The organism is Corynebacterium uterequi (genome assembly GCF_001021065.1).
Taxonomy (GTDB): Bacteria; Actinomycetota; Actinomycetes; order Mycobacteriales; family Mycobacteriaceae; genus Corynebacterium; species Corynebacterium uterequi.
In genome coordinates, this window is record NZ_CP011546.1 from 1083784 (window position 1) to 1108081 (window position 24298).

A 24298-nucleotide genomic window follows, 5' to 3' on the forward strand; every position below is an offset into this window, starting at 1 on the left:
GGCCACCGTTGGGTGGTTGTGTGTTGTGTTGGTTGGTTGTGTCGGTGGTTGATGACGGTGAGGAAACGCCCGGTCCCCTTTTCGAACCCGGAAGCTAAGCTCATTCGTGCTGATGGTACTGCACTCGGGAGGGTGTGGGAGAGTAGGTTGCTGCCGATACTTTAACTTCATGATTGGTGGTGGGTGATACCAGCCCTCGTGGCTCCCCGTGTGGGGGTTGGGGGGGTGGTGTCACCCACCACCTTTTTGTTTGCGTGTGTGGGGGTTGTTGCGGGTAATCCCCGGGTCGCTGGGGGTGGTTCCGGCGGAGTGTGGGAGCCTTGGGGGTGGTGGTTTTCGTGCCACTCGGCCCAGGGTTCCGGCGAGACCCCACGGGGCCTTGGGGGTCGGGGTTGCTCCTTGATTTTGTGGGGCGGCTACACGTGTAGCCGGTATCGTCGTAGGCTTGAGACATTCGTCCGCGCCGATGCTTACTGGGTGATTCCTGTGATCGGCTATGCCGGGCATAGTCGGCAGTGTATCGGCGCTGCTAGCAACGTCCCGGACTGTCGGCGACGCCGACGAGCCCGTGCCGGGGACTGGAACCGGAGTCGGGTGGGGACGTGTTTCGCCCTTCAGGCCCACCGACACCGCCGAAGTCTGCAGCAGCGACCTCTCGGTGACAGCGAAGGGCGAAACCCGGCTACACGTGTAGCCACTATGAATACCGCTTTATGGAGCCGGCGGTTCCGGGCATAGTCGGCAGTGCAGTGTCGCTTCTAGGAACGTCCCGGACTGTCGGCGACGCCGACGAGCCCGTGCGGGGGACTGGAACCGGAGTCGGGTGGGGACGTGTTTCGCCCTTCAGGCCCACCGACACCGCCGAAGTCTGCAGCAGCGACCTCTCGGTGACAGCGAAGGGCGAAACCCGGCTACACGTGTAGCCACTATGAATACCGCTTTATGGAGCCGGCGGTTCCGGGCATAGTCGGCAGTGCAGTGTCGCTTCTAGGAACGTCCCGGACTGTTGGCGACGCCGACGAGCCCGTGCTCGGGTCCGACTCCGGGCTCGGGTGGAGGCCGAGTCGCCCTTCAGGCTCACCGGAGCCGCCGGTTTCTGCTTGAGCCACCTCTCGGTGACAGTGAAGGGCGAAACCTATCGGCTACACGTGTAGCCACTATGAACAACGCTTTATGGAACCGGCGGTTCCGGGCATAGTCGGCAGTGCAGTGTCGCTTCTAGCAACGTCCCGGACTGTTGGCGACGCCGACGAGCTCGTGCTCTGGTCCGACGCTGGGGTTGAGCGGGACGTGATTCGCCCTTCAGGCCTACCGAAGGCGCCGAATTCCTGCAGAAGCGACCTTCCTGTGACAGCGAAGGGCGAAACCGGGCTACACGTGTAGCCCCCAACAAGGTCTCTGCCACCCAGATCCGCTGAGGGTCGCTGTTGCTCAGCAGCGAACTGCTCCGGATGCGACGAGGGGTTTGATGGAACGAGGTTTCTCACCCCGCAGGGGATTGTGGATGCGGTGTTGGATTTTGCTGATGCTCACCCAGACCAGGTGGCGGGGGAATGCGATTAGTAGGGAAATGGCCTGCCACGTAGGACTAGCAGACACGGAGTGCCTAGTATCCCCGGAGGCACTAGGCACCCACCCGCCTACAGCGTCGACGTGGTCGTCGCCGTCGGCGGTATCCGGAGTGACCACCCCCGCCACCACAGGACATGGCACGCCGATGACCTCCCCGGGTCGGGTGTTGGTCAATGGGCGCAGTATTGATGCTGGTGGGTTGTCTCCGGCGGCGAGGATGCTAACGAGTGGTGTTCCTCGTGTGGGTGGGCCGTTGACGAATGGTACGGGGGTGATTGGTCGTGGGGTGACCCGGGCGAGAGGCGCTAGGGCTGGTGGTGGCGCTGGTCGGGTTGGTGGATCGTGGGCGTCGCCGAATGAGGCGAACCATGGTGGTGTGGGGTCGGAACGCGCCCCGTCTGCCCTGTATTACTCGGGCGGTTCGGGTTCGGGCTATGGTACTCCTGCTGACCCGGATGGCTCGTCGCCGGCCGGCTCCCCGGCATCAGGCTCCGCAGCATCTTCGTTCTCTTCGCCGATGTTCGGTGGCATGGGCGCTGGGGCGGGCCGTGGGCAGCGGAAGAGGCGGCCCTCAGCTGCGTTTTTAGCTGACGAGAGCTGGGGATTTAGTGTGTTTCGCTGCCGGGGCTGTGGCCGCGAAGAGTGGCACCGGTAGGGCGAAGGCGGCTGCGGCGGCGAGGAGCAACACGGTGGCTGCACCACCGAACAGAGCGGCCGGGCTCCATCGGCGATCTGACCTTTTCGTGGACCTCGTTGCGGCTCGATGGTACTTGGAATGCTCCCGTGGCGGTGGGCCCTTACCTAGATAAACCAAAACCGGATCAGCACACCCCGAGAAGGCTGGTCCGGCTTGGCTGAGCTTTCCGCTCGAAAAGAACGTTAGCGCGGTTGCTGAGGTTCTGCAGCACAACTAGGACAAAATCACATTCACACCGAAATGTGACCGATTCCGGCGATGGGGGAGCGGCTCCAGCAGGAGTGACCGCTGCCTAGTACCTCAACCTCACCAGGCGACTTTCAATCCCATCACGCTAGCACTGGGGCAACGCCGCTAAGGAAAGAGGGCTCATCGAGCGGCTACAGGATGGAGAGAAGCTTGGCGACCTCTGCAAGCGGATCCGCTCGGGTCGAGATCGCGTCGAGGCCGTGCCAAACCTAAGGCAGAGATGCGGGCGTCGAGGGCGATCGGAGCCTCACCGAGAGGAGGGCACCGGGGTGCTTGGCAGGGGCCGTCGGTCACGTCCGCGGTAGATGCGGACTGGCACGTCCGCGGTGGTGACGATAACCCCTCGCCGCGTCGACACCGTGGAAAAGAGAGCCGGACCAGCACACCCCGAGAAGGCTGGTCCGGCTCTGAACGGGTTCTCCGTTCATGAGGAACAATAATGCCTCGTCGGTTATTTAGCAGCTCGAACGGCAAAAGATCACATTTTCACTGGAATGTGACGAGATCTGCAGTGTGAAGGCGTCGGCGTGCGACTGCTGGGCTGGTGTTGGCGCAGACAGCAAGGAGTCGCGCTCGATGGGGCGGAAGCGTCAGTAGGGATGGAAGCGGTCTTTCCATCACGGAGAAGCGCTACGGTTGCAGCATCTCGCCGGCGGTGCTTGCAGCGACGAAAAACCGGACCAGCGCCCCCCGAGTATGCTGGTCCGGTTCCCGCGAGCGCCTTGCGCTCTCACCGAGGATGATAGCTGTGCTGCAGGGTTTCCGCAGTGTGAAGAAGACAATGTCACTTTTCTCTCGCTGTGTGACGTAGTCGGGGACTGTCGCTGTCACCTCTACCGAGGCTATCGCCGGGAGCGCTCGCCGGTGGCTGCCTCCCACCGGAGGCGGGCTGCGGATGTTCACGAGGCGGCTCATCGGCACTATCCGTAAGTATGACTATCTGGTATTGCCCACCGTCAAGACTTCTGGTTCAAATCTTGCACTACAAGCGCTTGGATGTGGAGTTTGTCACATCAGATGTCCTATCGCCGCCCGGACATCGTCCGTTGTTCACATTTGTGAAACCACCCCCGAGCGGGGGGCTTTGTTCTAGTTAGGACTCCTAACGTCTGATGTCCTATATCCTAGAGTCAGTTAACGGAAGGTAACTAAGACGTTTTTCGTCCGTCGAGCCGGTTCCTCGGCTCGGAAACTTTTTAACCCGAGAAAGGGGTTGTCCCATGAAGTTCCAACGTAGCCGCCTCATCGCGTCCCTGGCCGCCGCGAGCCTTCTGCTCACCGCCTGTGGCGGAGGCAGTGGCAGCAGCACGGGTGACAGCGGTTCGACCGGCGGTGGCGATTCCGAGATCAACCTGGGTGTCGCCTACGAGACCACCAACTACGACCCGTCGTCCACCTCGTCCGCGCTGGCAATGGGCACGAACTGGCACGTCATGGAGGGTCTCTACGAGCTGAACATGAACGACTACTCGGTGCGTCCGGCGCTGGCCGCTGGCGACCCGACCGAGGTCTCTGACACCGAGCTGGAGATCGCCCTGCGCCCCGAGGCCAAGTTCTCCGACGGCACTCCGGTCACGTCGGCTGACGTCGTCGAGTCCTTCAACCGGGCCATGGCTGAGGGCAACCTCTACGCCTCCTTCCTGAGCTTCGTCGACTCTGTCGAGGCGAAGGATGACAACACGGTTACCGTCAAGCTGGCGCAGCCCTTCTCGCTGGCCAAGGAGCGGTTGGCGATCGTGAAGATCGTCCCGGCTTCCTCTACCAAGGAGGAAATGACCTCGATGCCGATCGGTACCGGCCCGTGGAAGTACGAGGCCATCACCGATGCCAACATCACCGCCGTGCCGAATGAGTTCTACAACGGCGACGACGCCTACGCCGCGAAGGCGGACAAGATGGTGTGGGACATCATCAAGGATGACACCGCCCGCACCACCGCGGCCACCTCGGGCACCATCGACATCATGGAGGCTGTCAACGCAGACAACGCCCCGCTGCTTGAAGCCGCTGGCTTCACTGTGGAGGAGGTTGATGGCTTCAACCTGCCGTTCCTGCTCTTCAACACCACCAAGGCGCCTTTCGACAAGCCTGAGGTTCGCCAGGCCTTCTTCTACGCCATCGACACTCAGAAGCTCATCGACAACAACATGTCGGGCAAGGCCGTGGCCGCCACCTCCTTCCTCCCGGAGAGCCACCCGAACTACCACAAGGCAGCTAACGTCTTCACCCACGACCCGGAGAAGGCCAAGAAGCTGCTGGCGGATAACGACGTCAAGGATCTGTCCGTCACCCTGCTGACGACCGATCACCCGTGGATCTCCGATATGGCTCCGCAGATCAAGGCTGATCTCGAGGCCGTCGGCATCAAGGTCAACATCCAGTCCGAGGCGTCTCAGTCCCTCTACGCCAACAACCTCGACGTGGAGAAGCCCACCTTCGACCTGGCACTGGCCCCGGGCGACCCGTCGGTGTTCGGTAACGACCCGGCCCTCCTCGTCGACTGGTGGTACGGCGACAACGTCTGGACCACCCAGCGCACCTTCTGGCAGGAATCCGATCCGGAGGCCTGGGAGAAGCTCAACACCTTGATGAAGGAGTCCACCTCGCTGGAGGGCGATGCCCAGCAGGAGAAGTGGAACGAGGCCATGGACCTCATCTCCCAGGAGGTTCCGCTGTACCCGCTGTTCCACCGCACCATGATCACTGGCTACAACGCCAATGAGATTGAAGGCTTCGAGCCCATCGGCACCACGGGTCTGTGGACCCTGGGAACGTCGACCAAGTAACTACTAACCGCCACCGCGTCTTATAAGGAGAGTTTCTGATGAACACACTCATCCGACTCGTCGGCCGCAGGCTCGTCGCACTGCCGCTGATGGTCCTGGGTGTGACTTTCCTGGTGTTTGTTCTCATGAGTCTCTCGCCGATCGACCCGGCTTACGCCGCGCTCGGTGAGAACGCCACGGCCGAGGCTCTCGCAGCCTACCGTGAATCTCATGGTCTGAACGATCCCTGGATTGTCCAATTCGGCGCTTACGTCGTCGGCCTTCTCCAAGGTGATCTCGGCACCTATGGTGTTGGTGATGACTCTGTGGCTGAGAAGGTTTTCACCGCGCTGCCGGTGACCATGCAGCTGACCTTCATCGGCCTCATCATTGCAGTGATCTTCGCCTTCCCGTTCGGCGTGCTTGCCGCGCTCTACCGTGATCGTTGGCCGGATCAGATTATCCGTATTATCTCGGTGGCGTGCTTGGCCACCCCGTCCTTCTGGCTCGCCATTCTGCTTGTTCTGGTTTTCATGGGCAAGCTGCCAGTCGCCGGCGCGTTGCCTGCCTTCTCCGAAGATCCGGGCGGATGGTTGGCACGCATGATCCTCCCGGCCTTCGCTCTGGCTGTCCCAGTTATCGGTCAGATGACACGCATCGTGCGTACCTCCATGGTCGAGGAACTTGATAACGACTACGTTCGTACCGCGCTCGGTGCCGGTGTGCCGAAGCATATCGTGATCTCTCGAAACGTCCTCCGCAATGCGCTGATTACGCCGGTCACGGTGCTCGGTCTGCGCGTCGGCTACCTCATGGGTGGTGCGGTGGTCATCGAGATCATCTTCAACCTTCCCGGCATGGGCCGGGTGCTCATCGACGGCATCACCCAGAACTGGGTCACCGTGGTGCAGGGTGCCACGCTAGTCGTGGCGGTTGCCTTCATCGTGGTGAACATCGTCGTCGATCTGCTCTACATCCTCATCAACCCGCGGATTCGGGCGGTGTAACGATCATGTCAACCAATGCAGAGAAACTAACTAAGGTCACTGCGCCGCGGGCCCGTTTCCAGGGCTTCCGACGGATGACCCTCGGCGCCCAAATCTCCCTGGTGGTCCTGGCGCTGATTACCCTGTCCGCGGTCTTCGCGCCGCTGCTGGCGCCGCACGATCCGACTGCCATCGACATCAAGGGCCTGCCGCCGTCAGGGCAGTACTGGTTCGGCACGGACAACCTCGGCCGTGACGTCTTCTCCCGACTGCTCTACGGTGGTCGCTACTCGCTGACGGTGGGCTTGCTCGCCACCGGCATGGCCTTGGCGATCGGTGCTGTTCTCGGCTCCATCGCAGCGGTGGCCAACAAGGCGGTCGCCGAAGTTATCATGCGCGTGCTGGACGTCATCATGTCCATCCCGGGCATTGCCCTGGCAGCTGTCGCCGTCGTGGTCTTCCGTGACCCGGCTCACCCGGAGCGGATGCTCGGCGTCATCATCATGGCGATCGGTTTCGTCTACATCCCGCAGCTGACCCGCATCGTTCGGGCGAACGTGCTCTCCGAGTACGGCGAGGATTACGTCAACGCCGTGGTCGTCTCCGGCGCCCGGGCCCCGTGGATCCTTATCAAGCACGTGACTCGTAACTGCGCCGCCCCGGTGCTGGTGTTCGCCACGGTGCTCGTGGCCGACGCCATCATCCTGGAAGCATCCCTAACCTTCATCGGCGCCGGCCTGCAGGAGCCGACCCCCACCTGGGGCAACATCCTGTCGGCCGCGCAGCAGGGTGTGCTCCGCGGTGAATGGTGGCAGGCGCTCTTCCCAGGCCTGGCCATCATGATTACCGTGCTGTGCCTGAACGTCTTGTCGGAAGGCATCACCGACGCCATGGTCGCGGCTCCGGCCGCCACGCCGGTGCCGGAGAACGAGGCTGCAGCCGCCCGCGAGGCCGACAAGCTGCTGGCTGATCCGGTTACTGCCTACGCTGCGCAGCACGACGCCCTCGTGGCTCGCCTCGACCGCCTCCGCGAGGTGGAAGGCGCGCGCACCGACCGGCACTACCCGGCGCCTGGTACGACCCCGCTCCTTGAGGTCAAGGACCTGTGCATCTCCTTCCCGCGCCACGGCGACGTCAATGTGGTCGACCACGTTTCCTTCTCGGTTGCCCCGGGTGAAACGATGGGCCTGGTGGGTGAGTCCGGCTGTGGTAAGTCCATCACCGCCTTCGCGGTCATGGGCCTGCTCGATCCCCGCGCTCACATCACTGGCCAGGCGCTGTACAAGGGTGAAGACTTGCTCGCCATGCCGGCGGAGAAGCGTCGTTCCCTGCTGGGCCACGAGATGGCCATGATCTACCAGGATGCGCTGTCGGCGCTGAACCCGTCGATGCTCATCAAGGCCCAGATGAAGCAGCTCACCTCTCGCGGCGGCACCCGCTCGGCGGAGGAACTGCTGGAGCTGGTGGGTCTGGATCCCAAGCGGACGCTGGACTCGTACCCGCATGAGCTCTCTGGCGGCCAGCGCCAGCGCGTGCTCATCGCTATGGCCCTGACCAGGGACCCGGCTCTCATCATCGCCGACGAGCCGACGACGGCCCTGGACGTGACAGTGCAGAAGCAGGTCATCGACCTCATCAACCGACTGCAGCGCGAACTGGGCTTTGCCATGGTGTTCGTGTCCCACGACCTGGCCCTGGTTGCCGAGGTCGCCCACTCCATCACGGTGATGTACGCCGGCCAGATCGTCGAGCAGGCCTCCACCCGGGAGCTGCTCACCGATCCCCGGCACGAGTACACCCGCGGCCTGCTGGGCGCGGTGCTCTCCATCGAGGCGGGCACGGCGGATAACACCGAGCGCCTGCACCAGGTTCCCGGCACCGTGCCGTCGCCGAAGGACTTCCCTCCGGGCGACCGCTTCGCTCCGCGTTCGTCTCACCCCTCGGTGGGTCTGCAAACCAAGCCGGTCATGCGCACGGTGCCCAACACGTGGCACGTGTGGGCGGACCTGCCCGACGAGCTGCACTACGCTGCCGAACTCGAGCGAGCAGGCAAGCTCCAGGACACCAACCTCAGCGATGCCGAGTATGCAACTCTAAGCGAGGCCAACCATGTCTAACTCCACTTCACCCATCATTCAGCTCGACGACATCAAGGTCCACTACCGGTCCCGTACCGGTCCGATCTTGCGGCCGAACATCGTCAAGGCCGTCGACGGCGTCAGCCTAGCCCTCAACCCCGGGGAAACGATCGGCATCGTCGGCGAGTCCGGTTGCGGCAAGTCGACCACGGCCAACGTGATGTGTGGGCTGCGCCGTCCCACCGGCGGCCGCGTGCTGTTCCGCGGCGAGGACGTCACCAAGCGCTCGGCAGCCGACCGGAAGAAGATGGGCCGCGTCGTCTCGGTCGTGTTCCAGGATCCGGCGACGGCACTCAACGCCCGCATGACCGTGTCCGACCAGCTCAAGGACCCGCTCAAGGTCCATGGCATCGGATCGGCCGCGGATCACGAGGAGCGCGTCCACGAACTGATTAAGGTCGTCGGCCTGCCGGAGTCCGCACTCGGTGCCCTTCCGGGTCAGCTTTCGGGCGGTCAGCGCCAGCGTGTTGCCATCGCTCGCGCATTGGCACTGAAGCCGGACGCGATCATCGCCGATGAGCCGACGTCAGCGCTCGACGTGTCCGTGCGCGCCCAGATCCTCAACCTCCTCACGGAGTTGAAGCACAATCTGGGTCTGTCCATGGTGTTCATCTCCCACGACATTCAGACGGTTCGATACATCTCTGACCGGATCATCGTGATGTACAAGGGCAAGATCATGGAGCAGGGCACCGCCGCCGAGATCTTCAACAACCCGACCGACGCCTACACCAAGAAGCTCTTGGGCGCTGCTCCGTCCCTGTTGCACACCTAGAGCTGTCAGCTACCTACCCCGCCGCCGACGCCGCGTCGTTCCCGCTCATGCGGGTTCGTGGCCGTCACGGCGGGGTAGTAGTGTTTAAGTCGCGTAACTCTCCCGCGAGAAAGGCTCTGCATGTCTGAAGATTCTGGTTCCCGGCGCGACTCCTCCCGGCGCAGCGGGCAGGGTGGCTACCGTGGCAAGGGCGGCAATGGTGGCCGTCGTGGTCAGGGGTCGGGACGGCCCTACCGCGGTGGGCGTGGAGGAGAACAAGGCTCCGAACGACGTGGTGGTCGCGGTTACGGCCGCGGGTCTGAACGCGACAGCAACCAGCGGGACAGCCAGGGTGGTCAAGGCCGGGATCGGCGCGAGTCACGTCGGCGGGATGACGCCGGCTACGCTCCGTCGGGCCGGAAATCCGGGGGCCGTCGTCACGCGCAGCGCGGCGGGCGCGACCGCAATCTCCGGGAGAATCGGAGCTATGGTCCTAGCCGACCCGGCTACCGTGAAGAGCGGATGGAGCTGCGGTCCAAGGAGCCGGCTCTGCCGGATAACCTTGACGTCAAGGAGCTGGATCCGATGATTCGCCAGGACCTGCGGGTGCTGTCGAAGGATAATGCGGAGGCCGTCGCCAAGCACATGCTCGCCGCGATGGAATTCCTGGAGGAGGACCCCGAGCGGGCGCTTCAGCATGCCCGAGCGGCGAAGAATCGTGGCGGTCGCGTCGCCGTCGCGCGCGAGGTCAACGGTATCGCCGCTTACCACGCCGGGGAATGGAAGGAAGCCTTGTCGGAGCTCCGGGCGGCGCGACGGATGAGCGGTGGCCCCGGTCTGCTGGCAGTCATGGCGGACTGCGAGCGCGGATTGGGTCGGCCGGAGAAGGCGATCGAGATGGCCCGCACCGATGAGGCCCGTAGCTTGGATGCGGATTCGCGAGTAGAGCTGGGGATTGTCGTCGCTGGCGCCCGGCGTGATCTGGAGCAGTTCGACGCCGCCGTCGTCACGCTGGAGCGTTTCGAGCCGTCGACGGACGGCACGTCCGAGACCGATCTGCGGTTGGCCTACGCCTACGCGGATGCGCTCGTCGCCGCTGGCCGGCCGTCGGAAGCCCGGCCGTTCTTCGTCCACGTCGCTGAGTGTGACCTCGACGATGTTACCGATGCCGCACTGCGCATCGCCGAACTCGACAACCTCGCCCACGAGGATTAGAAAGGGCCCTTTGACCATGGCACTCATTGACCGCTACGACAGCTTGCTTCTCGATCTTGACGGGACCGTGTGGGAAGGCGGCCGCGCTATTGCGGGCGCTGTGGAGGCGATCACGGGCAGCGGACTGCCGGCGATGTACATCACTAATAACGCGTCCCGAGCCCCGCAGGTGGTGGCGGACATGCTAGGCGACATCGGGCTAAATACCCGTGCCGAACAGGTGCTGACCTCGGCGCAGGCGGCAATCGGGATGGTGCGTGAGCAATGCCCGGACGCGTCCACCGTTTATGTGGTGGGCAGTGAGTCCTTTAAGGACCTGGCACGGGAAGCCGGATACACGCTCGTCGAGTCCGCCGACGACCACCCGGAGGTGGTGCTGCATGGGCATAACCCGGCCACCGGCTGGGCGGAGCTGACGGAGGCGGCCTTGTCGATTCGGCAAGGAGCGGTGTACTTGGCTTCCAACATGGACACCACGCTGCCGATTGAGCGCGGCTTGGCTGTCGGCAACGGGTCGATGATTGCGGCAGTGGTATCGGCGACGGGGGTCCACCCGGCGTCGGCGGGTAAGCCGGAGCCGACGATGTTCCGCCAGGCTGCCGCGGCCATCAAGTCGAAGCGGCCGCTGACCGTCGGTGACCGCCTTAACACCGATATCCAGGGTGGCGTGGCCGCCGGCATGGACGCGCTGCATGTCCTGACCGGTGTGTCCGGGCCGTTGGCGTTGGTGACCGCCCCGGCGAATCAGCGACCGACCTTCGTTGCCGAGGACATGAGTGCTCTGTTCTCCGATCCGGAGGATCTGCGCCCTGGTGAGCAGGGCGGTTTCCGCGCCCGGCGAGAGGGTAACCGGGTGGTGCTGTCCGGCGGGGCGGACGAGTCGACCCCGCTGCAGGCACTACGCACCGCGTTGGCGGCCGCGTGGTCGATGACCGAGCCGGCCGAGGGCGTGGACACGGAATCCGAGTATGCCGCCAGGGCCGTGCGCGGCTGGACGGCCTAACGCGGTGGCGGTGACACCTCGGCCGCGGGACCCGCGCGAATCGCTCGTGACGCCCGCAGAGTTGGCGGCGCGGATGGCCGAGGTGCTTGACCCAGTGGCTGCGGACGCCGCTGAGGAGGCTGCCCAGCTCGAAGCCGCCCACACAATACTGAGCGACGTGCTGTACAACACTGCGAAGGAGTCTTCCTAAACCATGCCACCAGCCAGAAGGCGGCTCGATGCAGAGCTGGTTCGCCGGAAAATCGCCCGCTCTCGGGAGCATGCTGTCGAGATGATTAAGGACGGCCGGGTCAGCGTCGGCGGGTTCCCGGCGAAGAAGCCGGCGAGCGTCGTCGAACCCGAAGCCTCCATCAGGGTGACCGAGTCCGCGGATGGTGAGTGGGCGTCGCGCGGGGCTCATAAGCTGATCGGCGCGCTTGACGCCTTCGCGCCGCAGGGCTTGAGCCTGGCGGGGCGGCGAGTGTTGGACGCGGGGGCGTCTACGGGCGGTTTCACGGATGTGGCGCTGCGGCGCGAGGCCCGCGAGGTCGTGGCAGTCGACGTCGGCTATGGTCAACTTATCTGGCGGTTGCAAAATGACGACCGCGTCCGGGTTTATGACCGGACCAACGTCAGAAATCTCACCCCGGAAATGATCGGCGGCCCGTGCGACGCCATGGTGGGGGACCTATCGTTTATCTCCCTGCGGTTAACACTGCCGGCGATTCTTGGTTGTTTAACCCCCGGTGCGGACCTGTTGCCGATGGTCAAGCCCCAGTTCGAAGTAGGAAAGGATCGGCTCGGCTCCGGCGGGGTGGTGCGCAGCCCTGCGCTGCGCGAGGAGGTGACGACGGCGGTTGCAGAGTACGCTGCGACGCTGGGTGCGAGCTGTCGGGGGGTCGTCGCCTCGCCGCTACCCGGGCCCAGCGGCAACGTGGAGTACTTCCTGTGGTTGGTTAAGGATGACGCGGCGTCGGCCCCGGCGCCGGAAACGCTCAGGGAGATGGTGCGCCGGGCGGTGAAGGAGGGACCACAGTGACACACGCTGAGCAGCAGCGACGGATTCTCATGGTGCCGCACACCGGGCGTGCCGAGAACATTGCCGCGGCGGAGCGGGCGGCACAGTTGCTCCACGAAGCCGGGATAGGGGTGCGAGTGCTCACAGAGCACGACCCGCAGCCCCTCGACGACAGCCCGGTGTTGCGCGCCATCGCCCGCGTCGGTCATACCGCTGACGCTGCGGAGGGCTGCGAGCTCGTCCTTGTGCTCGGCGGTGACGGCACTTTTCTACGCGCGGCGGATGTTGCCCGTGCCCAGGACCTGCCGGTGCTGGGCATTAACCTCGGCCACGTCGGCTTCCTGGCGGAGTGGGAGGCCGACTCGATGGACTTCGCCGTAGGCCGAGTCATCAACCGGGATTATCGGGTTGTGGACCGGATGACGATCGATGTTCGCGTCGTCGATTCCGAAAACAATGCCGTCGGGGCAGGGTGGGCGCTCAACGAGGTCAGCGTGGAAAACCTCAATCGCCGGGGTGTGCTCGACGCCATTTTGGAAGTCGATGGCCGGCCGGTGAGCTCCTTTGGCTGCGATGGCGTGCTCGTCTCGACGCCGACTGGGTCCACGGCCTACGCCTTTTCCGCCGGCGGACCGGTGCTGTGGCCGGAGCTGGACGCGATCTTGGTCGTTCCCAATAACGCTCACGCTCTGTTCACGAAGCCGCTGGTGGTATCCCCAGCGTCGACGGTCGCGATCGAGTCCCAAGCCGGCGCCTCCGAGGCGGTGGTCGTGCAGGACGGCTTCCGGACCATCACGCTGCCGCCGGGATCCCGCGTGGAGGTCACCCGCGGCGCCCGGCCCGTGCGGTGGGTGCGGCTCGACGACCGCCCGTTCACGGACCGCCTGGTCAGCAAGCTGCGGTTGCCCGTGGCGGGGTGGCGCGGCCCGAAAGGCTAGCATGAGGTCATGCTCACCGACCTCTCGATAGAGAACCTCGGCGTTATCGTCTCCGCGCGGATCGAACTATCTCCCGGGCTGACCGTGCTCACCGGCGAAACCGGTGCCGGAAAGACCATGGTGGTTACCGGCCTACGGCTGCTCAGCGGCGGCCGGGCCGACGCCTCCCGGGTCCGCAGCGGCGCGAAGAAAGCCGTGGTGGAAGGGCATTTCGACGTTTCCGAGGTGGGGGAGGCCACCAGGCAGGAGGTAGCTGAGAGCGTCGCCGCGACGGGCGGGGAGACGGACGAAAACGGGGAGTACCTTGCCGCCCGGTCGGTCAATGCCACGGGACGCTCCCGGGCCTACGTGGGAGGCCGGGCGGCGTCGGCTGCAGCCCTGGCCACGGTGACGGCGCCGCTGTTGACGATCCACGGTCAAAACGATCAGCTGAGGCTGCTAGGACCGGGGCAGCAACGTGCCGCGCTCGACCGCTTTGACCCGGCGATTGGCCCGTTGCTTGCTCGCTACCGTGAGGATTACCGTACCTGGCGCACGGCGAGCACCGAGTTAGAAAACCGCACCACGAAGCGCCGCGAGTTGGCGCAGGAAGCCGACCGGCTGGCCTTCGCCATCAAGGAGATTGACACCGTGGACCCGGTGGCTGGCGAGGAAGAGGACGTGCTCACCGCCATTCGCCGGCTCCAGGACGTCGACGAACTCCGCGCCGCCGCAACGAGCGCTTTGGTGCGCATCGACGGCCCCGAAGAGCTCGGGGGCATGTCTGAGGAGGAGCCGGCGTCGACGCTGGTTGCCCAGGCAGCGGAGGCGTTGGCGGCCACCCGCGACGACGCGCTCACCGCACTGGGCGTTGAGCTGCGTGACATCGCTAGCCGACTCTCCGGTGTCAGCGCCGAGCTCGGCGCCTACGTGGCGGACCTTCCAGTGGATCCGGAGGAGCTCGACACCTTGCTGCAGCGGCAGCAGAGCCTGAAGTCGCTCACTCGCAAGTACGCCGCGGACATCGCCGGGGTCCTGGCGTGGCGGGCGAAGGCGGCCCGCAAGTTGAGCCGGCTCGATGTCTCCACTGAGGCGCTCGAAGAGTTGAGCCGCCACGTCGCCGCCGCGAAAGAAGCGATGGTCGCCTCGGCGGGAGAGCTTAGTGCCGCCCGACGCTCTGCAGCCGTGACCCTCTCGCAGGCCGTGACCGAGGAACTACGTGGGTTGTCCATGCCGCAGGCCCGGATCGATGTCGCCGTCGAGCCGCGCGATTTCGGGCCGGACGGGTGCGACGACGTCGAGCTTCGCCTGGCCCCCAACGCCACTAGTGAATCCAGGCCCATCGCGACGGCAGCGTCCGGCGGTGAGCTGTCGCGGGTCATGCTGGCCCTCGAAGTAATCCTGTCCGCTGGGAACACGGGGACGACGATGGTATTCGACGAGGTCGACGCCGGCGTCGGCGGTCGGGCAGCGGTAGAGATCGGGCGCCGGCTCGCCCGGCTGGCCACGGACAATCAGGTCATTGTTGTCACCCACTTGCCGCAGGTGGCGGCCTACGCCGATACCCATCTGCACGTGGCGAAGAATGTCGGGGCTGACGCCGTCACCTCCGGTGTGGTCGAACTCACCGATGAGGAGCGGGTGGAGGAGCTATCCCGGATGCTGGCCGGCCTCGACGACACCGAGACGGGCCGGGCCCATGCCGCTGAGCTCTTTGAGAAGGCCCGCGGCGAGGTGCGCGGCTGGCGCATGTAGGCGGCGCGCCGTCACCACTTGCCGGCCACGGCGGGGGAGAATACGGCCATGAGTTCATCCACCGCCGCGAGCGTTCACGCTGACGATCCGCAGTCGAGCACCATCACCGGCACCCTCCGGGATTGCACACCGGGCGGGAAGGGGCGGCGCAAGCTGTCCGAGGGCGACATCGCAGTCGTCGACGCCGCCGACATCAGCCGCCGGGAGGCTCAGTTCCTGGCGGATCGACGCCCGGCCGCGGTGGTCAATATTGGAGAGTTCGCCACGGGGGCGCTGCCCAATTTTGGGCCGTTGATGCTGCTCGACGCCGGAGTGGTGCTCTTTGAAGGCGCCGGGCCTGAGCTACGGGGAGCATTTCGCGACGGCGCCCGAAAAGGCGCGGTGACCGAGCACGGGCACGTATTCAACGGCAAGAACAAGGTGGCGTCGGCCGAGCCGGTCACCCGGGAGGATAGCGAGCGGCTGTACGACGAGGGGCGCATCACGCTTATCGAACAGCTGGAAGCCACCTCCGGTAATACCGTCGAGTTCGTTACCTCCGAGGCCCCGCTGTTCGTCGACGGTCTCGGCGTGCCGGAGCTGGTTGAGGATTTCGGCGGGCGCAAGGTTCTCATCGTGGCGCCCGGCGTAGAGGGCACCGATTACCTGCGCCGCCTGCGCAATTTCATCCGCGAATACGAACCGGTCATCATCGGCGTCGGTACGGCCGCCGACGACGTGTTGGAGGCGGGCTACTCCCTCGATTTCGTGGTGGGTAACCCGCAGGGGATGAGCGCGCCGGCGTTGCGCAGCGGTGCCAGGGTCATTCTGCCGGCGGATCCGGATGGGACCGCAGCCGGCCTGGAGCGCATCCAAGATCTAGGCGTGGGCGCGATGACCTTCCCGGCGGCGGTGACCAACGAAACGGATCTGGCGATTCTGTTGGCGAGCTTCAACGATGCGGACCTCATCGTCCTGGCCGGGGAGCCGCTGCTGCTTCACGACGTGTTCGCCCGCCACCCGCAGGCCGGCCCGTCGACGATCCTCACCCACCTGCAGGCCAGCCCCCGGCTGATCCACGCCGATGCCATTGTCAAGCTCTATGCCATCAACTCGGGTCCGTCGTTGGGCTGGCTTTGGGCACTGCTGGGAATCATCGTCGCGGTGGCGACGGTGCTGGCCGTGGTGGGTTTTGGCGGTGACGATACCTTCGTCAACAACCTCATCAACACGTGGAACTCCGTGGCCCTGTGGTTCCAGAATCTGATCGGGGTCCGGAAGTGAGCCGTCGGGCGGGGCGCGCCCCGCTGCTTATTGCCGGTCTCGGCTTCGGGGTGGCTCTAGGCACGGCCCTCGGCGCGTTCGTGCTCGCTCCCACAATGCCTGACGCGGCGGGCTCAGCGCAGCCCACCGCGCCGACAGCCCAACCCGCCGAGGCCTCTTCCGGCGCGAAGGAGATCGTGGCCGCCTGGGGCCCACGGGTCGTGGCCGATACGCTCGTCGGCCGGCCGGTCATCATCATGGCATCGCCGGGCGCGAATGACGCTGATGTCGCGGCGCTGGCCGACGCCCTCCACCGTGCCGGGGCGATCGACGCCGGGCGCATCGACGTCACAGACTCGCTCTTCGCTACCAGCGGAGCGGATGCCCTGCGCACCATCGCGGCTGAAACACTCCCGGCTGGGGCAAGCCTGAGCGAGGGCAGCCTTGATTCCGGAACCCACGCCGGAGAGTTGCTGGGTAGTGCGCTGCTGCTCGGCCCGGCCGACGCCGCACCGCTGGCCACGACCGAGGAACGAGCGCTTGTGCTGAGCACTCTGCGCGACGCGGGGATGCTGAGCTACGAGGAAGGCACCATTCGTCCGGCACAGGCCGTAGTGTTCGTCGGCGGCGAATCGGCGGACCCGGCGGTGGTGGAGTCCATGGCCCGCTTTGTCGAAGCACTGCGTGGACGCGGCGCAGGCGTCGTCGTGGCGGCCAGTGGTGACGCGGACGGTAGCGACACGGACGGTGCCGGCGTGGCGGACACACTGGCTGCGGCCGGCTCCCCGGTGAGCACTGTCGATACTGTGGCGGACCCGTGGTCGCCGAGTTCCGTTGTGCTCGCGGTTGCTGAACAGATCTCGGGCGCGTCGGGGCACTATGGTCGAGGAGAGGGCGTGACGGGCCTGGTTCCGGCCGCACCAGATCGCCCGGAGACGAACTCTTTCGGAGGAGAGCAGCAGCGATGAGCCACGAGCAGCACGAGTTCACGGTGGTGGACTCCGAACTACTATTGGAAACCCCCATTCTGGCCATGCGGCGTGATCGCATCGTCATGCCCGGCGGGACCGTCGCGCCCCGTGAAGTAGTGGAGCACTTCGGTGCGGTGGCGATCGCGGCCGTCGACGAGCACAATCGTCTAGCGATGATTCGGCAGTATCGGCACTCGGTAGCGCAGCGACTGTTGGAACTGCCCGCCGGTCTGCTCGATATCGCCGACGAAGACCCACTCATTGGGGCGAAGCGCGAACTGCACGAAGAGGCCGGAATCAAGGCTCAAGACTGGATGGTCATCGCGGATGTGCTCAACTCGCCTGGCTATTGCGATGAGGTGTGCCGGGTGTATCTGGCCACTGGTCTCACGAACGTCGGCCGCCCCGCGGAATCGGATGACGATGAGGAAGCGGACCTCAGTTTCGAATGGGTCGACCTGGCCGAGGCGCGCCGGATGGTCGTCGCCGGCGAGATTCTCAATTCCATCACGATCTCCGGCGTGTTCGCCGCCTCGGAGGTGATGAGCGGGCGCGTTCAGGGACGTCCGGCGGATTGCTCCTTTGACCTGCGACCCACCGCCCTGCCGAACCGGCGGAAGCAGGCGGGCATCTGCCCCGACATGAAGAAGCTGTAGCGGCTGTGGCAGTAGCCATATCTGACCTGGCGCGTTCCTGGATCAGCCATTTGGCGGTGGAGCGTGGCGTGAGCCAGAACACGTTAAGCAACTACCGCCGCGACGTGAGGCGGTACCTGTCCTGGCTCAATGAAGTAAATATCACAGACTTGACTCAGGTGAAGGCGTCCGACCTTGAGGCCTACGTGCAGGACCTGCGAACCGGACGGTTCGGGCCGTCTCCGCTGGCGGCGTCGTCGGCCGCCCGGGCGCTCGTGGTGGCCCGCGGGCTGCACCGCTTCGCCCTCGACGAGGGCGTCATCGACGTCGACGTGGCAGCGGACGTAGCTCCGCCCGCCGGCGGTCAGCACCTGCCGGATACCCTCAGCATCGACGAGGTCGCCGCGCTGCTCGACGCGATACCCACTGGCGAGACAGCGACGCCCACCGACCTGCGGGATCGAGCCGTCCTCGAACTGCTCTACGGCACCGGGGCGCGAGTTTCCGAGGTGCTGGCGCTCACGATGGACCACACCGCGTCGCTATCCGAAGGGATGGTGACCCTGGATGGCAAGGGGGGTAAGCAGCGATTAGTCCCCGTAGGCTCGGCAGCCCGCGACGCCGTCGAGGCCTACCTGGTGCGCGCCCGCCCAGTGCTTAGCCGAGGAAAGACGCATGCGCTCTTCCTTAACAAGCGCGGTGGGCATCTCTCGCGGCAGAGCACGTGGGCCATCATTAAGACCGCCGCCGAACGGGCGGGGATCGACAAAGACATCTCGCCGCATACGCTGCGGCACAGCTACGGCACCCATCTGCTTGAAGGCGGGGCGGATGTGCGCACTGTCCAGGAGCTGTTAGGTCATGCCTCGGTGACTACCACCCAGATTTACACGCACATCACCGCGGACAACCTGCGGCAGGTGTGGCACGAAGCGCACCCACGAGCCTGAGCGGCCGGAGGTCGGCTGCCACCCCGGTCGGTGTAGGGTTAGACGAGAAGCGTTGGCAGGCGAGATGTCCGCCGCAAGTCAAGGGAGAGGACGTGACCATGAGCGATAGCGGGCTGGACAAGGAACCCGAGGTGGGCCTGACCGGCCGCCCGGTTCGTTCCCACCCACAGCCCGCCCCGCTGAACTCTCACGGGCCGGCGAAGATCATCTCCATGGTCAACCAAAAAGGTGGCGTCGGTAAGACGACCACCACCATCAACCTGGGTGCCTGCCTCGCTGAGCAGGGCCGCAAGGTGCTGCTGGTTGACTTCGATCCGCAAGGCGCGCTCTCCGCGGGCCTAGGAGTACCCAACGATGAAGACTGCCTGACGGTCTACGACCTCATGCTCGACAACACGACCACGATTCACGCCGCCATCCAGCCGACGCGCGTGCCCAACCTCGATGTGGTCCCCGCCAATATTGACCTCTCCGCCGCGGAGATCCAGCTCGTCAACGAGGTCGGCCGCGAGAACACCCTCGGTCGCGCGCTGCGTCCAGTTCAGCGCGAGTATGACTACATCGTCATTGACTGCGGACCTCAGCTGGGCCTGCTAGCGGTTAACGCCCTGGCGTGTTCCCATGGCGTCATCATCCCGATGGAGTGTGAGTACTTCGCGCTGCGTGGACTGGCGCTACTGACGGACACCATCGAGAAGGTGCGCGACCGCATCAACTTCAGCCTGGAGATTATCGGGATCCTGGTGACCATGTACGACCGGCGCACCAGCCACTCGCGGGACGTGATGAGCCGTGTTGTGGACGTCTTCGATGAGGTCGTGTTCGATACCGTCATTACCCGGACGGTGCGTTTCCCCGAAACGTCCGTGGCGGGAGAACCTATCACAACGTGGGCGCCCACGTCCCAAGGCGCCCAGCAGTATCGCGACCTCGCCCTTGAGGTGCTGGAGCGTACCTCCTAGGCCGGATCCTTAGTGACGGACTCGTTACAGCCCGAGATCACCGGGTTTCGCGTTGCCCTGAATAACTTCGAGGGCCCCTTTGACCTGTTGCTTCAGCTGATCGGGGCAAAGAAGCTCGACGTCACCGACGTAGCATTGAGCGAGGTCACCGACGAGTTCATCTCGTATACTCGTGCGCTGAGCCGCACCGACGCGCTGGAGGAGACCACCGAGTTCCTCGTCGTCGCCGCCACTCTCCTTGATCTCAAGGCCGCCCGGTTGCTGCCTCGTGGCGAGGTGGTCGACGCCGATGACCTCGTGATCCTGGAATCGCGCGATCTGCTGTTCGCCCGCCTGTTGCAGTACAAGGCTTATAAGCAGGTGGCTGATCTCTTTGCCCAGTGGCAGCGTAGCGCCCGTCGCCGTTACCCGCGGGCTGTGGCTATGGAACCGCGATTTGCCAGCCTGCTGCCGCCGGTGACGCTGGGGCATACAGCGGACTCCTTCGCCGAGGTGGCCGCCGCGGTCTTTCGGCCCCGTCCGCCGGACGAAGTGGCGACCGGCCATCTCCACACCGTGGCGGTGAGCGTGCCCGAACAAGCTGGCCGAATCCTCGACATCCTGCGCACGGTGGGGGCCCATAGCTGGTTGGGTTTTCCGGCGCTGACCCGTGAATGCACGACGAGCATGGAGGTAGTCGGTCGCTTCCTAGCGGTGCTGGAGCTGTACAAGGCGCGCGCCGTCGACACGCAGCAGGACCAACCACTGGGCGAGCTTGCGGTTGCCTGGACGGGTGTTGACGTTGACCCCTCCGTGGTAGCTGCTGCTAACTGGGACTAGCCTCAAGCGCCATGGATCTCATTTCCCAGCTGCGCTCCCGCATCGAGTCCATTCTGCTGGTCATCGACGCGCCGGTGAGTGCCGAAGCGCTCGCCCGCACGCTCGGCGCCGAGGTCAGCGTCGTACGCGACACACTCCGGGCTACGGCGCGCGAACTCGATGACCGCGGCTCCGGCATGGACCTTCGAGAAAATGCTGAGGGCTGGCGGCTGTACACGCGGCGGGAGAACGCGGACGCCGTGGAGGCGTTCCTCCTCGACGGCACGCAGCCGCGCCTGTCGCGCGCGGCGCTGGAGACCCTGGCTGTCATCGCTTATCGGCAGCCGGTCACCCGCGCGCAGGTTGCCGCCGTGCGTGGCGTCAATGTCGACGGCGTGGTTCGCACCCTCACTCTGCGAGGGTTGATTAAGGAGGCTGAGCCGGAGCCGTCTACCTTGGCGCATCGCTACGAGACAACGGAGTTGTTCTTGGAACTGTTGGGAATCGACTCGCTCGCGCGCCTGCCGGAGTTGGCGCCGTTGCTACCAGGGGTGGAGGCAATCGACGAGGAGTTCTAACCCGGGTTGCGCTACGCTGGGATTGATTTTTATCATCGTAGTTTTTGCCCCCTGACTGAAAAGGACACGTTGATCGTGACCCCTCCCGCTCGCCGAGACGGCACACCGGAGCAGCCGCGCAAGAAGCGCGCCAGCGACATCCTGCTCTCCGACGCCAAGCCCGCCAAGAAACAAAACGTCACCCCCGAGGACCATCCGCTGCACGACAACTGGTGGGACGACGACGCCCCCGCCCGGAAAGCCGGTTCCACAACCGGAGCCGACGAAGGCGAACGCCTGCAGAAAGTGCTAGCCCGCGCGGGAGTGGCCTCGCGTCGCCGCTCGGAAATGCTCATCGACGAAGGCCGCGTAGAGGTCAACGGGCGCGTCGTCACCGTGCAAGGAATGCGAGTCAACCCGCTGGTGGACATCGTGCGAGTGGACGGCGTGCGGGTCAACGTCAATGAGGAGAACCAGTACTTCATTCTCAACAAGCCCCGAGGAGTGCTGTCAACGATGATCGACGAGGAAGGCCGCCCGTGCGTCGGGGACCTCATCGCCGACCGGGTGTCCAGCGGCAATCGGCTCTTCCACGTCGGCCGTCTCGACGCCGACACCGAAGGCCTGTTGCTCCTTACCAATGATGGCGAGCTGGCCAACCGTCTCACCCACCCGAAGTACGAGGTGACCAAGACCTATCTGGCTACGGTGCTGGGCGAGGCGTCGAAGAAGCTGGTCACCGCCCTGCGCAACGGAATTGAGCTGGACGACGGACTAGCAAAGGCCGACTACGTGCAGATCGTGGACAAGAATAACGGCTACTCCCTCATCCGGGTTGAGCTCCACGAGGGGCGTAAGCACATTGTGCGCCGGATGCTCAAGGAGGCCGGCTACCCGGTCCAGCGGCTGGTGCGCACCAAGATTCACACCGTGCAGCTGGGTGACCAGAAGCCGGGACACCTGCGTGCCCTCAATGACTCCGAGCTGACTTCTCTGTACAAGGCGGTGGGCCTGTAATGAACGATCAGACCGTGGCTAATCTCCCGGATGGCGGGCTGCTGCTCGCCGTCGACGGCCCGTCCGGCACGGGTAAGTCCACCACTTGCCGCGCCGTGGCCAAGGCACTTGACGCCAAGTACATCGACACGGGTGCGATGTACCGGGTCGCCACCCTCGCGGTGCTGCGGGCCGGCATCGACCCTGCGGACACCGACGCCGTCATCGCGGCGACGGCCGATCTCCCACTGACGGTCAACGATGATCCCGACGCCACCGACGTCATCCTCGGCGGCGAGGACGTCTCCGCGGAAATCCGTGGGCCGGAAGTGACCAGCGCCGTGTCCGCAGTGTCAGCGATCCCGCAGGTGCGGGAGAACCTTGTGGCCCTTCAACGCGACCTGGCCTACTCGGCCCACCGCGCCGTCGTCGAGGGACGCGACATCGGGACCGTGGTGCTCAGTGAGGCGCCAGCCAAAGCTTTCCTCACCGCCGACGCGGAGGTCCGCGCTCAGCGTCGCTACGATCAGGACGTGGCCGCCGGCCGCGACGTTTCCTTCGAGGAGGTGCTGGCGGCCGTCGTCCGCCGCGACGAGCTGGACTCCTCGCGTGCGACGAGCCCGCTGCGGCCCGCCGAGGACGCCGTGGTCATCGATACCTCCTCGATGGGCCCTGAGGAGGTCCAGCAGGCGCTGATCGACCTGGTTGCGGAGTCGGCCTACGAGGATTCGGACTACGACGACGCCGACGACTACTCGGACACCGAATGGGCGGAAGTGGAGCATCAGCTCGGCATCGAGCGCCCGGACATGATTACCGAGGCACTGCCCACGGTGGCGATCGTCGGCCGGCCCAACGTCGGCAAGTCCACCCTCGTTAACCGCTTCATCGCCCGCCGCGAAGCGGTGGTGGAGGACTTCCCCGGGGTTACCCGGGACCGCATTTCCTACATCACCGACTGGGGCGGACGGCGCTTCTGGGTGCAAGACACCGGCGGCTGGGATCCGAACACCAAGGGCATCCACGCGGCGATCGCCCGGCAGGCGGAGGCCGCTATGGTCGAGGCGGACGTCATCGTCATGGTCGTGGACACCACCGTCGGTGTCACCGAGACGGACGCTGTCATGGCCAACAACCTTAAGCGGGCCGAGCAACCGGTCATCCTCGTCGCCAACAAGTTTGAATCCGACAGCCAGTACGCGGACATGGCCGAGTTCTATGCCCTCGGTCTCGGCGACCCCTGGCCGGTGTCGGCGCTGCACGGCCGCGGGGGAGCGGACGTCCTCGACGAGATCCTCGCCGCCTTTCCCGAGGTCCCCCGGGCGACCTCCATCACCGACGGCCCGCGTCGCGTCGCGCTCGTGGGCCGGCCGAACGTGGGTAAGTCCTCGCTGCTCAACAAGTTCGCCCGGGAGGAACGCTCGGTGGTCGACAACGTCGCGGGAACGACGGTAGACCCGGTCGACTCCATCATTGAGCTTGACGAACAGACATGGCGTTTCGTGGACACCGCCGGGCTGCGCAAGAAGGTCAAGACCGCGAGCGGCCATGAGTACTACGCGAGCCTGCGTACCCAAAATGCCATCGACGCCGCCGAGGTGTGCGTTGTGCTCGTCGACTCCTCTCAGCCGATCTCGGAGCAGGACCAGCGTGTGCTGTCCATGGTGCTCGACGCCGGCAAGGCCGTCGTCCTCGCCTTCAACAAGTGGGACCTCATGGACGAGAACCGCCGGTACTACTTCGACCGCGAGTTTGAAGAGACCATGAGCCACGTGCCGTGGGTCACTCGTGTGAACATCTCGGCGAAGACCGGCCGCGCCCTGCAGAAGCTGGAGCCGGCGATGATCGAGGCCCTGGAGAGCTGGGACCAGCGCATCTCCACCGGTCAGCTCAACAATTGGCTGCGGGAAGCCATCGCCGCGAATCCGCCGCCGATGAACAACAATCGACTGCCCAAGGTGCTCTTTGCCACCCAGGTTTCGACTCGCCCTCCGACAATCGTGCTGTTTACCACCGGGTTTTTGGATGCGGGTTACCGCCGCTATCTGGAACGGAAGTTCCGCGAACGCTTCGGCTTCCACGGCACGCCGGTGCGCATCGCGGTGCGGGTGCGCGAACGCCGATCCCGCCCGTAGCCAG

General features: G+C 65.1%; 19 protein-coding genes and 1 rRNA gene. All 20 read left to right on the forward strand.

The features are described from left to right. The first annotated feature begins 40 nt into the window (after positions 1–40). The 20 genes from rrf to der all read left to right on the forward strand — a co-directional run bounded on the left by rrf (position 41) and on the right by der (position 24294). A 5S ribosomal RNA gene (gene rrf, locus CUTER_RS05045) occupies positions 41–159 on the forward strand. 3579 nt (positions 160–3738) lie between these two features. After that, positions 3739–5304 carry an ABC transporter substrate-binding protein gene (locus CUTER_RS05055; protein ID WP_047259509.1) on the forward strand — a complete coding sequence of 522 codons (1566 nt, stop codon included), beginning with the start codon at positions 3739–3741 and terminating at the stop codon, positions 5302–5304. Positions 5305–5342: 38 nt separating this feature from the next. Further along, positions 5343–6290 (forward strand): ABC transporter permease, encoded by a 948-nt coding sequence (locus CUTER_RS05060; protein WP_047259510.1) that lies wholly within the window; start codon positions 5343–5345, stop codon positions 6288–6290. A gap of 5 nt (positions 6291–6295) precedes the next feature. After that, positions 6296–8386, forward strand: a complete 2091-nt coding sequence (locus CUTER_RS05065) for a dipeptide/oligopeptide/nickel ABC transporter permease/ATP-binding protein (RefSeq protein ID WP_047259511.1) — start codon at positions 6296–6298, stop codon at positions 8384–8386. Next, positions 8379–9182, forward strand: a complete 804-nt coding sequence (locus CUTER_RS05070; protein ID WP_047259512.1) for an ABC transporter ATP-binding protein — start codon at positions 8379–8381, stop codon at positions 9180–9182. The genes CUTER_RS05065 and CUTER_RS05070 overlap by 8 nt, the downstream gene beginning before the upstream one ends. Positions 9183–9302: 120 nt before the next feature. Next, positions 9303–10376, forward strand: a complete 1074-nt coding sequence (locus CUTER_RS11285) for a tetratricopeptide repeat protein (protein ID WP_082121274.1) — start codon at positions 9303–9305, stop codon at positions 10374–10376. Positions 10377–10392: 16 nt separating this feature from the next. Then, entirely contained in the window at positions 10393–11379 is a 987-nt protein-coding gene (locus CUTER_RS05080) for an HAD-IIA family hydrolase (RefSeq protein ID WP_047259514.1), read from the forward strand. A 10-nt stretch (positions 11380–11389) separates the two neighbouring features. Next, the gene (locus tag CUTER_RS11595; protein ID WP_236684768.1) at positions 11390–11569 is read left to right on the forward strand and encodes a hypothetical protein; all 180 of its coding nucleotides are present in this window, start codon (positions 11390–11392) and stop codon (positions 11567–11569) included. Between the two features lie 3 nt (positions 11570–11572). After that, positions 11573–12397: a TlyA family RNA methyltransferase gene (locus tag CUTER_RS05085; protein ID WP_047259515.1), complete on the forward strand. Its 825-nt coding sequence runs from the start codon at positions 11573–11575 to the stop codon at positions 12395–12397. Between the two features lie 29 nt (positions 12398–12426). After that, on the forward strand, positions 12427–13314 hold the full coding sequence (locus CUTER_RS05090) for an NAD kinase (protein WP_047260616.1): 888 nt from the start codon (positions 12427–12429) through the stop codon (positions 13312–13314). 9 nt (positions 13315–13323) lie between these two features. Then, positions 13324–15048 carry a DNA repair protein RecN gene (gene recN / locus CUTER_RS05095; RefSeq protein ID WP_047259516.1) on the forward strand — a complete coding sequence of 575 codons (1725 nt, stop codon included), beginning with the start codon at positions 13324–13326 and terminating at the stop codon, positions 15046–15048. A 48-nt stretch (positions 15049–15096) separates the two neighbouring features. Next, a complete protein-coding gene (gene steA / locus CUTER_RS05100; protein ID WP_047259517.1) occupies positions 15097–16311 on the forward strand; it encodes a putative cytokinetic ring protein SteA in 1215 nt (404 codons plus the stop codon). Next, on the forward strand, positions 16308–17258 hold the full coding sequence (locus CUTER_RS05105) for a copper transporter (protein WP_047259518.1): 951 nt from the start codon (positions 16308–16310) through the stop codon (positions 17256–17258). The genes steA and CUTER_RS05105 overlap by 4 nt, the downstream gene beginning before the upstream one ends. Continuing rightward, complete coding sequence (locus CUTER_RS05110) at positions 17255–17917, forward strand: NUDIX domain-containing protein (protein ID WP_047259519.1); 663 nt, start codon at positions 17255–17257, stop codon at positions 17915–17917. Before CUTER_RS05105 ends, CUTER_RS05110 begins: the two co-directional genes overlap by 4 nt. Positions 17918–17922: 5 nt before the next feature. After that, entirely contained in the window at positions 17923–18846 is a 924-nt protein-coding gene (gene xerD / locus CUTER_RS05115; protein WP_047259520.1) for a site-specific tyrosine recombinase XerD, read from the forward strand. Between the two features lie 98 nt (positions 18847–18944). Next, the gene (locus CUTER_RS05120) at positions 18945–19808 is read left to right on the forward strand and encodes a ParA family protein (RefSeq protein ID WP_047260617.1); all 864 of its coding nucleotides are present in this window, start codon (positions 18945–18947) and stop codon (positions 19806–19808) included. Between the two features lie 12 nt (positions 19809–19820). Next, positions 19821–20627: a segregation and condensation protein A gene (locus CUTER_RS05125; protein ID WP_047259521.1), complete on the forward strand. Its 807-nt coding sequence runs from the start codon at positions 19821–19823 to the stop codon at positions 20625–20627. 11 nt (positions 20628–20638) lie between these two features. After that, entirely contained in the window at positions 20639–21184 is a 546-nt protein-coding gene (gene scpB / locus CUTER_RS05130; protein WP_047259522.1) for an SMC-Scp complex subunit ScpB, read from the forward strand. Between the two features lie 75 nt (positions 21185–21259). After that, positions 21260–22180, forward strand: coding sequence for a pseudouridine synthase (locus CUTER_RS05135; protein ID WP_047259523.1), 921 nt, complete (start codon positions 21260–21262; stop codon positions 22178–22180). After that, positions 22180–24294: a bifunctional cytidylate kinase/GTPase Der gene (gene der / locus CUTER_RS05140; RefSeq protein ID WP_047259524.1), complete on the forward strand. Its 2115-nt coding sequence runs from the start codon at positions 22180–22182 to the stop codon at positions 24292–24294. Before CUTER_RS05135 ends, der begins: the two co-directional genes overlap by 1 nt. The last annotated feature ends 4 nt before the right edge of the window (positions 24295–24298 follow it).

Excerpts from the sequence above, each read along its gene's own strand:
- der (WP_047259524.1), top strand. The coding sequence starts at position 22,180 with ATGAACGATCAGACCGTGGCTAATCTCCCGGATGGCGGGCTGCTGCTC.
- CUTER_RS05110 (WP_047259519.1), top strand. The coding sequence starts at position 17,255 with ATGAGCCACGAGCAGCACGAGTTCACGGTGGTGGACTCCGAACTACTA.
- CUTER_RS05070 (WP_047259512.1), top strand. The coding sequence starts at position 8,379 with ATGTCTAACTCCACTTCACCCATCATTCAGCTCGACGACATCAAGGTC.
- CUTER_RS11285 (WP_082121274.1), top strand. The coding sequence starts at position 9,303 with ATGTCTGAAGATTCTGGTTCCCGGCGCGACTCCTCCCGGCGCAGCGGG.
- CUTER_RS05055 (WP_047259509.1), top strand. The coding sequence starts at position 3,739 with ATGAAGTTCCAACGTAGCCGCCTCATCGCGTCCCTGGCCGCCGCGAGC.
- CUTER_RS05060 (WP_047259510.1), top strand. The coding sequence starts at position 5,343 with ATGAACACACTCATCCGACTCGTCGGCCGCAGGCTCGTCGCACTGCCG.
- CUTER_RS05120 (WP_047260617.1), top strand. The coding sequence starts at position 18,945 with ATGAGCGATAGCGGGCTGGACAAGGAACCCGAGGTGGGCCTGACCGGC.
- CUTER_RS05090 (WP_047260616.1), top strand. The coding sequence starts at position 12,427 with ATGGTGCCGCACACCGGGCGTGCCGAGAACATTGCCGCGGCGGAGCGG.
- CUTER_RS05080 (WP_047259514.1), top strand. The coding sequence starts at position 10,393 with ATGGCACTCATTGACCGCTACGACAGCTTGCTTCTCGATCTTGACGGG.
- steA (WP_047259517.1), top strand. The coding sequence starts at position 15,097 with ATGAGTTCATCCACCGCCGCGAGCGTTCACGCTGACGATCCGCAGTCG.
- scpB (WP_047259522.1), top strand. The coding sequence starts at position 20,639 with ATGGATCTCATTTCCCAGCTGCGCTCCCGCATCGAGTCCATTCTGCTG.
- recN (WP_047259516.1), top strand. The coding sequence starts at position 13,324 with ATGCTCACCGACCTCTCGATAGAGAACCTCGGCGTTATCGTCTCCGCG.
- CUTER_RS05065 (WP_047259511.1), top strand. The coding sequence starts at position 6,296 with ATGTCAACCAATGCAGAGAAACTAACTAAGGTCACTGCGCCGCGGGCC.
- CUTER_RS05085 (WP_047259515.1), top strand. The coding sequence starts at position 11,573 with ATGCCACCAGCCAGAAGGCGGCTCGATGCAGAGCTGGTTCGCCGGAAA.